The following is an 8,864-nucleotide window of genomic DNA, read 5'->3' as shown; positions in this document are numbered from 1 at the left end:
CACTGCTGCCCGAGCGGATTGCTCACGCCGACAAGTTGTTCCTCCGTATCGTAGTGATAGCGCGTCACGCTGCCATCGGGATCGGTGCGCGTGTGCAGCCGCCCTTGACCGAAATAGGTATAGCTCGTGAGTTGACCGGCTTCGTCGGTATAGCGGATCAGATTGTCTTGCGCGTCATACTCGCAAAGCACGTCCCGCGAACCGGGCAAATGACACGCGCTCAAACGATTCTTGGCGTCCCAGCGATAAGACGTGGCGTCTTCACCGGGCGCTTCTCGGCGCAGCAGATTGCCGCGCGCATCGTGCGCGAGGCGGATGCTTCGGCCCGCCGCGTTGATTAATTCGGCGAGATAGCCGAACGTGTCGTAGATGAGCGTCGTGGGTTGTTTGGCCGCATCGTCGACCCGCACGAGCTGGCCGCGCGCATCGTATTCGAACGCCGTCTCGATGCCTTCGGGCGTGGTCTGTCGCACCAGATTTCCGCGCGCATCCCACGCCTGTTTCCATACGCCGCCCTCGGGATCGGTGATCGCGACGGGTCTGAGGGTTTCGTCGTACTCGGTGCAGACGCGGCCTCGATCGGGGAGCGTCTGGCTCACGACATTGCCGAAGTTGTCGTATTCCCACGTCGTGCGGTTGCGCGCCGGATCGACCATCGACGTGGTGCGGCCCAATCCGTCGTAGTGGTAGCTGGAGACACCGCCCATCGGATCGGTCAGCATGATCGGCAGGCCGCGTGCATCGGCTTGCAGGAGTGTCACGCCGCCAAGCGAATCGATGATGCGTGTTTCCAGATGCGTCAGGTCGTACTCGAAAAGATAGTCGTACAGCCCACCATCGCCCCACGCATGATCGACGCGCCAGAGACCATCGTCGTGATGTTGATGCGAGTAATAGAACGACAGGCCGTTACGATCCGTATGGCGCACCATCAGGTGACGATGCCGCCGATTTCGTCGTCGTGCTCGAACAAATCGAGGCGGATGTCAGCAGGCGTGCGCCAGCCGTGGCCCGCCGCGCCCGGCAACATGTCATGGCTCGCGTAGTAGCGATGCCACACGAGCGGCAAACGCCCGCGCACGGTGAAGTCGCGCTGCTCGACGATCACTTCGCCAGTCACGCCATCGACCGGTTCACCGAAGGCACGCTGGCAGACGCTGCTGAGGAACCTGCCCCACTTGCCATCGCCTAGTCGATCCTGAATCGCCCGCGATACGTCGCAGAACTTCGGCTTCTGGTTCATCGCGTGGGCGTGTGCGGCTTGCATCGCCATGCCCGCGAGCGCCGCGATGCTCGGCACCGGTGGACCGCCAACCAATACTGGGCGTGAGGCGGGAATCGGCAGCATCATCGAGGTCGGCAGCGAGGCGGAGCCGCGCTTGCTGTGTTCAGCGTTGTGAGAGAGCGAAAGCATCCCCACGAACCAGCAACTCAGCGCGGGCAACACGGCGTAGGACATCGGGTCACCGTTGGCGCGCACGGTGAGGCTGCCAAGGAACGATTCGCTGTTGCTGGATGGCCGGGGCGCGTCGGGGCCCGTGAACGTGCCGCCAATCGGGAAATGCAGGCCGGGAACATGAATGGTCTGGGTGCCCGCGGTGGTGCGCATCAGGCCGTTGACATGGATAGGGTCCACCGCCTCCGCCAGCGGCGCTCTGCACGGCCATCGCCGCCACGCCGACCGCCGCCGCGCCAAAACTGCGCATGCCCATCTTGACGATGGAGGCCGCGCCCATCGCCATCATGCCCATCGACACCATGTTGCCGACGCCCTCTGGCAAGAGGCTCAGGTACTCCATCGGATCGAACACCATGCCTACGTGCGGATGCGGCAGCGGTAGCGTGGGGCCTGCGAATGTCTGGATCAGATGAACGTCCACGCCGATGACCGGCGTCAGGTGGGTAACTGCAAGCAGCGCCATTACGCGTGGCCTCCCGTTTCGGGAGCCAATTCCCCGGCGAACTGTTGCGATACGTCCGGATGCCAGTTATTCATTCTCGCTTTCGCGCCTGAGAGGAATCGAACCGTCTTTCTAAACCACGGCTTAAATCAAAGCAAACCTAGTAATCCTAATCAATGCACCAAAAATCCCGGATGACTCTCGTGGGGGACACACACGGAATCACGCTGCAAGCGGTTCATCCGATCGACGCAGACCATCTGCGATGGCAAAAAGCGAAGCTCGTCAGCGCTGGATTTCGCAAACCACGCGCAGGATCAACGCGCCCCGCATCACCATCAGAAAGTCAGCACACTCATGAACAGCCGCTGCAACCACCCCATCGTCGTCGAATCCGCGAGCATTCCCACGCCCGCCTGCTCGATGCGCGCATTCGCCACCTTGTTCGACGCCACGTAATTCCCCGCCTCGATATCCTTCGGATTGACGATGCCGGAGAATCGCAGCCGGTCCTGATTGCCGCTCATCGCGATGATCTTGTCGCCCGCGACCACGAGATTGCCGCCCGGCAACGTGCCGATGACCGATACCGCGAGCGTGCCGCTCATCGCCGAAAGATTGCTGGTGCTGCCGTTCCCCTTGAACGACGTATCCGCCGAGCCGACATTGAAAAGACGCGCGAGCCGCGCCGCCGCCCCGCTCGACTTGTCGGCGGCCTCGGCGCTGATGCTGCTCGCGCGGGTCGCGCTGGCATCCGCGGTATTGCTGCCCTGGTACGACTCCGCGAGCCGGATCGTCAGCACGTCGCCGACCTTCTGCGCGCGCGAAGTCTCGTAGAGCGATGCCGAACTGCCCGCCTGATAGATCGCGCCCAGCGTGTTGACGTTGACCGGCTGCGCGACGGCCGGCGCATAAGTCGGCATCTCGACGATCGAGCGCGACCCCGACGACGAGCACGCGGCGAGCGCGAGCACGAACGCCGCGCATGGCATTGACGCCAGTTTCATGAACAATCCTCTCCTTCGATTCAGGGCGCGTCGTGAACGGCGGCGAGCCGCCATCTGTCGGTGGTATCGCGCAGCCACGCTTCGTAGGCCTTCAGGCGATAGATCACGCGCGCCGAGGCCGCGGCGCCGTTCGCCTCCAGCGTGATCGAGCTCGCCGCGTTCTCCCATGTCCGCGTCTGGTAGCCGTTCGCGCGCTCGACACGACTCCCGCCGAACTTCGACGTCAGCGCTTGCGCGAAGTCATCGGCCACGCGCGCATCGATCACGAACGACATGCGATAGAGCCGCGGCGACGCATCGCCCGGCATCGCCATGAAGCGCAGCACGTGATCGCGCGCGGGCGTGCCATCGACGACCGCCAGCGATTCGCTCCATCCGTTTTGCGTGCGATGCGCCCATTTGCAGGCGATCGACAGGCTGTGCGCATCGCGCAGCACCATGCCGAGCGAGGCGGCCTCGAGGTCCGTGTCGCATACGGCGACGCTGCCCGGCGGCGTCGCGCGCGCGGGTTCCTCGCGACGGAAGGCATCGAGCGAAATGCCGAGCCGCAGGCCGCGGAAGTCGAACGGCTTTTGCGCCGCGGCGAATGCGGGCATCGCCATGCAAGCGAGCAAGGCGCAGCGAAGGAACGTTCGCTTCATGTCAGTCGATGGCGGTGGCGCAGGCATCGAAGGGCGTGGACGCGGCATGACCCACGACCGGCACGATCTTCAGCGCGGCAGATGTCACGCGGCACGGCAACGCGGCGAGCGCGCAGCCGTCGAGCATGAGCGGACACGCCGCGAGCGCGGCGCACGCGAGCACGAGACGAAAGAACGTCGCCATGATTCACGCGGTCGTGTCGACGTGATTGCCGAGATGCGCCGGATTGCTCGGCGTCGTCTTCGCCTTCGGTGTGGCGGTGTCTACGGTCGGGTTATCGCCACCCCGCTTGATGGGCAACGTGTGCGACGACGTTTGCGTCGTGTGTTGAGTGCTCGGGCCAGTGACGTTCATGCTGCGCGCTCCTTGAAGATGAAAGACCGTTGCGGATTGCAACGGGGCAATCTTCCATGAGCCCGCGATGTGACGATCGCGCGAAAAAAACACGCTTTTCGCGGGTGCTTACGAGGCATTACGCCGGTGTTACCGGTTCTTTCCACTTCGTTCGAAACGATGCTGCAATGCGGCGAAAGCCGCGAGATGGTATGACTGTTTCGCCCGAAAAAGCGGGTTAACGTGAATTAAAAGTGGCCGGATAGCTTCATATAGTCAATCTATCTCGGCGCCGTTGCATCGGCAGTATAAAAACCCAAATACCGGAACGGCAAAGAGATAAATAGAACAACGAATTAACAGGTTATTCCAGAATCACTCGAACAAAGTCGAATAAATAGCCAACGGATGGAGGAACCACTGACATGAAACGCCGCACCGTGTTAGTCGCGATGGCCGCCGCGCCCCTGAGCGCCATGCTCCCGCTACCCGCCTTCGCACAGAAGCCGATCGTGCTCGGCTTCGCGCAGGTTGGCGCCGAAAGCGAATGGCGCACTGCGAACACCGAGTCGATCAAGTCGAGCGCGAAGGAGGCGGGCATCGACCTCAAATTCTCCGACGCCCAGCAGAAGCAGGAAAACCAGATCAAGGCGATTCGCTCGTATATCGCCCAAAAGGTCGATGTGATCGCGTTCTCGCCGGTCGTCGAAACCGGCTGGGAAACGGTGCTCGTCGAAGCGAAGAACGCGAAGATTCCCGTGGTGCTCACCGACCGCGCCATCAGCAGCAAGGACGAGACGCTCTATGTCACGTTCATCGGCTCGGACTTCACCGAGGAAGGCCGCAAGGCGGGCCGGTGGCTCGTCGAGAAGGAGAAAGGCAATCCGGGGCCGGTCAATATCGTCGAGTTGCAGGGGACAGTGGGTTCCGCGCCCGCGATCGATCGCAAGAAGGGCTTCGAGGAAATCATCAAGTCCGATCCGAAGTTCAAGATCATCCGTTCGCAGACCGGCGACTTCACGCGCGCGAAAGGCAAGGAAGTGATGGAAGCCTTCCTCAAGGCCGAAGGCAAAAAGATCAACGTGCTCTACGCCCACAACGACGACATGGCGATCGGCGCGATCCAGGCGATCGAGGAAGCCGGCATGAAGCCCGGCAAGGACATCATCATCATTTCAGTGGATGGCGTGAAGGGCGCCTTCGAAGCGATGATGGCGGGCAAGCTCAACGTATCCGTCGAATGCAGTCCGCTGCTCGGGCCCCAGTTGATGTCGGTCGTGAAGGACATCAAGGCCGGCAAGTCCGTGCCCAAGCGTATCGTCACGCAGGAAAGCATCTTCCCGATGGAGGTCGCGGCGAAGGAATTCCCCAATCGCAAATACTGATCTCCGATGACTTCACCCGTATTGGAGTTGCGCGGCATCGACAAGCGCTTTGCCGGCGTGCATGCGCTGCAGGACGTGAACCTCACCCTCTATCCGGGCGAGGTTCACGCGCTGATGGGACAGAACGGCGCCGGCAAGTCGACGCTCATCAAGGTGCTCACCGGCGTCGTCAGTCTCGACGCCGGCGAAATCGTGCTCGACGGTCGCGCGATTCGCCCCGAGTCGCCGCTCGAAGCGCAGAAGCTCGGCATCAGCACGGTCTATCAGGAAGTGAATCTCTGCCCGAATCTGTCGGTGGCGGAGAACATCTTCGCCGGTTACTTTCCGCGGCGCGGCGCGCTGCACGGCTATCGCATCGACTGGGACGCGACGAACCGGCAGGCGCGCGAGCTGCTTGCGCGCATCGGTCTCGATATCGACGTGACGCGCGTGCTGACGAGCTATTCGGTCGCCGTGCAGCAGATGGTCGCGATCGCGCGGGCGCTGAAGCTGTCGTCGAAAGTATTGATTCTCGACGAGCCCACTTCCAGCCTCGACGACGACGAAGTGCGCCGCCTGTTCGACGTGCTGCGGCGGCTGCGCGAGCAAGGTCTCGCCATTCTGTTCGTCACGCACTTTCTGAATCAGGTCTACGCGATCTCCGATCGCATCACCGTATTGCGCAATAGCCGGCGCGTGGGCGAATGGCGCGCGAGCGAGCTGGGCACGCAGGCGCTGATCGCAGCGATGCTCGGGCGCGAGCTCGCCGCAGCGCAAGCGCGTCAGGCGCCGCCCGAAGAGTCCGAGGCGAGCGCGACGGATAACGCCGTGCTCGACGCCGTGCGGCTCGGCCAGAAGGGACAATTGCAACCGCTCGATCTGCGCGTACGTGCGGGCGAAGTGGTCGGCGTCGCGGGGCTGCTCGGGTCCGGACGCACCGAGCTTGCGAAGCTGCTCTTCGGTCTGGAGAAGCCCGACGAAGGCGAACTGCGCATCGATGGCACGCCGGTTTCGTTCGCGACGCCCGCCCAGGCGATCCGTCATGGCATCGCATTTTGTCCGGAGGAGCGCAAGGCCGATGGCATCGTCGCGGAGTTGTCGTTGCGCGAGAACATCGCACTCGCGTTGCAAGCGCGAATGGGCGCGCGACGCTGCCTCACGCGCGCCGAACAGAACGCGCTCGCCGAACGCTTCGTGCGCGCGCTCGGCATCAAGGCCGCGACGCTCGACATGCCGATAGGCCTGCTCTCCGGCGGCAATCAGCAAAAGGCGCTCATCGCGCGATGGCTCGCGACCGAGCCGCGTCTGCTCATTCTCGACGAGCCGACGCGCGGCATCGACGTCGCGGCAAAACAGGAAATCATGGACGAGATACTTCGCCTCGCATCGACGGGCATGGCGGTGCTCTTCATCTCGTCGGAAATCTCGGAGGTCGTGCGCATCGCCAACCGCATCGTCGTGCTGCGCGACCGTCGCAAGGTCGGCGAGCTACCGGCGGGAACGAGCGAGGACACCGTCTGCGAAATGATCGGAGCCGAACATGGATGACACCGTGCGACGTGGAATGCTGCGTTCGGCGATGGAGCATCGGCTCGGCTGGCCGATCGTCACGCTCGCGCTGCTGCTCGCGCTGAACGCGGCCTTCAATCCGGGCTTCCTGCATGTCGAATGGCGCGATCATCATCTCTACGGCAGCCTCGTCGACATCCTCAACCGCGCCGCGCCGCTCGCGGTCGTCGCGCTCGGCATGACCATCGTGATCGCGACGCGCGGCATCGATATCTCCGTGGGCGCGGTCGTCGCCATCGCGGGCGCGGTCGCCGCATGGACGATCGGCGGGTCGGTCGCGGGCACCGTCACGCGCTTTCCACTGCCCGTCGTGATCGTGGCCGCGCTCGGCGTCGCGTTGCTGTGCGGGCTGTGGAACGGCCTGCTCGTTGCGCGCGCGGGCATGCAGCCGATCATCGCGACGCTCATTCTCATGGTCGCGGGACGCGGCATAGCACAGCTCATCACGAGCGGCCAGATCATCACGATCTACTACTCGCCCTACTTCTTCTTCGGCGGCGGTTATCTGCTCGGCGTGCCGGTGTCGATTCTTATCGTCGCGCTCGTGTTCGTGCTGCTCTATCTCGCCATTACACGCACCGCGCTCGGGCTTTTTCTGCAGGCGATCGGCATCAATCCGACCGCCGCGCGCGTCGCGGGCGTGCAGGCGCGAAGGCTCACGCTCGGCGCGTATGCATTCAGCGGATTGTGCGCGGGCGTCGCCGGCATTCTGATCAGCTCGAATGTAAAAAGCGCGGACGGCAACAACGCGGGCCTGCTGCTCGAACTCGATGCCATCCTCGCCGTCACGCTCGGCGGCACCGCGTTGACGGGCGGCCGTTTCACGCTCGCGGGCAGCGTGATCGGCGCGCTCATCATCCAGACGCTCACCTATCTGATCTATTCGCTCGGCGTGCCGCCGGAGGTGAATCTCGTCGTGAAAGCGATCGTCGTGTTCGCGGTGATGATGCTGCAATCGGGCGAATTCCGCGCGACAGTCGCGAAGTTCGCGCGCCGCCCTCTTCCTGACCGCGAGGTGCGCCGATGAATTCGGGCCTGCCCACGCTCACGCAGCATCGCAAGGAAGATACGCCGCCGCGCAAGACATCGCGCAGCCGCTACCTTCCGCTTGCCGCGACGGTATCGCTCTTCATCGCCGTGTCCGTGCTCGGCTCGGTGATGTACACCGGCTTCTTCTCGCCGCAAGTCTTTCTGAATCTGCTGATCGACAACGCGTTTCTGATCGTCGTCGCGGTGGGCGAGACATTCGTGATTCTGTCGGGCGGCATCGATCTGTCGGTGGGATCGGTCATCGCGCTCACGACGATGGTCTCCGCCGCGCTCGTCGAGAAGGCGGGCTGGCATCCGCTCGTGGTGATTCCACTCGTGCTCGCGATGGGCACCGCGTTCGGCACGCTGATGGGCTGGCTGATCGCGCGCTTTCGCCTGCAGCCGTTCATCGTCACGCTCGCCGGAATGTTTCTCGCGCGCGGGCTGTGCTATCTCATCAGCATCGACTCGATCAGCATCACGGACCCGTGGTACGCCGCTGTGTCGCAGATTCGCATACCGGTGATGAGCGGCGCGTCGCTCTCGCTCGGCGCGGTGATCGCGCTCGTCGTGCTCGCCGCCGCCGTGTTCGTCGCGCATTACACGCCGTTCGGACGCACCATCTATGCGGTCGGCGGCAACCCGCATTCCGCGCTGCTGATGGGCTTGCCGGTGAATGCGGCGACCATCGGCGCCTATGCGCTGTCGGGCTTCTGTTCCGCGCTCGGCGGCGTGCTGTTCACGTTCTACATGCTGTCGGGCTACGGCCTGCATGCGATGGGCCTCGAACTCGATGCGATCGCTTCGGTCGTCATCGGCGGAACGTTGCTGACGGGCGGTGTCGGCTATGTGATCGGCACGCTCTTCGGCGTGCTGTTGCTCGGCATCATTCAGACGCTGATTTCATTCGACGGCTCGCTCAGTTCGTGGTGGACCAAGATCGCGGTCGGCGCGCTGCTGCTCGTGTTCTGTCTGTCGCAGCGGGCGTTCGGTGACCGCGGCGCGGCGAAGCGCTGACG

9 protein-coding genes and 1 pseudogene are annotated in these 8,864 nt (G+C 63.5%); 4 read left to right on the top strand and 6 right to left on the bottom strand.

The features are described 5' to 3' along the window. The 6 genes and pseudogenes from NCR38_RS30470 to NCR38_RS30445 form a co-directional block, all read right to left on the bottom strand. A pseudogene (locus NCR38_RS30470) lies at window positions 1-932 on the bottom strand (type IV secretion protein Rhs); the annotation flags it as partial. Continuing rightward, window positions 932-1,636 (bottom strand): DUF6531 domain-containing protein, encoded by a 705-nt coding sequence (locus tag NCR38_RS34380; protein ID WP_250478103.1) that lies wholly within the window; start codon window positions 1,634-1,636, stop codon window positions 932-934. The pseudogene NCR38_RS30470 and the gene NCR38_RS34380, both read right to left, overlap by 1 nt. A 603-nt stretch (window positions 1,637-2,239) precedes the next feature. Then, complete coding sequence (locus NCR38_RS30460) at window positions 2,240-2,908, bottom strand: flagellar basal body L-ring protein FlgH (protein ID WP_061121329.1); 669 nt, start codon at window positions 2,906-2,908, stop codon at window positions 2,240-2,242. A 20-nt stretch (window positions 2,909-2,928) separates the two neighbouring features. Further along, window positions 2,929-3,549, bottom strand: coding sequence for a hypothetical protein (locus tag NCR38_RS30455; RefSeq protein WP_061121330.1), 621 nt, complete (start codon window positions 3,547-3,549; stop codon window positions 2,929-2,931). A 1-nt stretch (window position 3,550) separates the two neighbouring features. Beyond that, the gene (locus NCR38_RS30450) at window positions 3,551-3,733 is read right to left on the bottom strand and encodes a DUF6726 family protein (RefSeq protein ID WP_061121331.1); all 183 of its coding nucleotides are present in this window, start codon (window positions 3,731-3,733) and stop codon (window positions 3,551-3,553) included. 3 nt (window positions 3,734-3,736) lie between these two features. After that, window positions 3,737-3,904, bottom strand: coding sequence for a hypothetical protein (locus NCR38_RS30445; protein WP_250478102.1), 168 nt, complete (start codon window positions 3,902-3,904; stop codon window positions 3,737-3,739). 404 nt (window positions 3,905-4,308) lie between these two features. Between NCR38_RS30445 and NCR38_RS30440 the strand changes: the two genes are divergently transcribed. Genes NCR38_RS30440 through yjfF form a run of 4 tightly spaced genes read left to right on the top strand, consistent with a single transcriptional unit; the run spans window position 4,309 to window position 8,862 of the window. Further along, window positions 4,309-5,268 carry an ABC transporter substrate-binding protein gene (locus NCR38_RS30440; RefSeq protein WP_061121333.1) on the top strand — a complete coding sequence of 320 codons (960 nt, stop codon included), beginning with the start codon at window positions 4,309-4,311 and terminating at the stop codon, window positions 5,266-5,268. Window positions 5,269-5,274: 6 nt separating this feature from the next. Then, the gene (locus NCR38_RS30435; protein ID WP_061121334.1) at window positions 5,275-6,795 is read left to right on the top strand and encodes a sugar ABC transporter ATP-binding protein; all 1,521 of its coding nucleotides are present in this window, start codon (window positions 5,275-5,277) and stop codon (window positions 6,793-6,795) included. Beyond that, window positions 6,788-7,843, top strand: coding sequence for an ABC transporter permease (locus NCR38_RS30430; protein ID WP_061121335.1), 1,056 nt, complete (start codon window positions 6,788-6,790; stop codon window positions 7,841-7,843). Before NCR38_RS30435 ends, NCR38_RS30430 begins: the two co-directional genes overlap by 8 nt. Continuing rightward, window positions 7,840-8,862 carry a galactofuranose ABC transporter, permease protein YjfF gene (yjfF, locus tag NCR38_RS30425; RefSeq protein ID WP_096031964.1) on the top strand — a complete coding sequence of 341 codons (1,023 nt, stop codon included), beginning with the start codon at window positions 7,840-7,842 and terminating at the stop codon, window positions 8,860-8,862. The genes NCR38_RS30430 and yjfF overlap by 4 nt, the downstream gene beginning before the upstream one ends. Window positions 8,863-8,864 lie beyond the last annotated feature (2 nt).

It is taken from the genome of Caballeronia sp. INML1 (genome assembly GCF_023631085.1).
GTDB classification, from domain to species: Bacteria; Pseudomonadota; Gammaproteobacteria; order Burkholderiales; family Burkholderiaceae; genus Caballeronia; species Caballeronia turbans.
The sequence above is the reverse complement of the archived record's forward strand: the minus strand, read 5'-3'. Positions and strand labels throughout refer to the sequence as shown.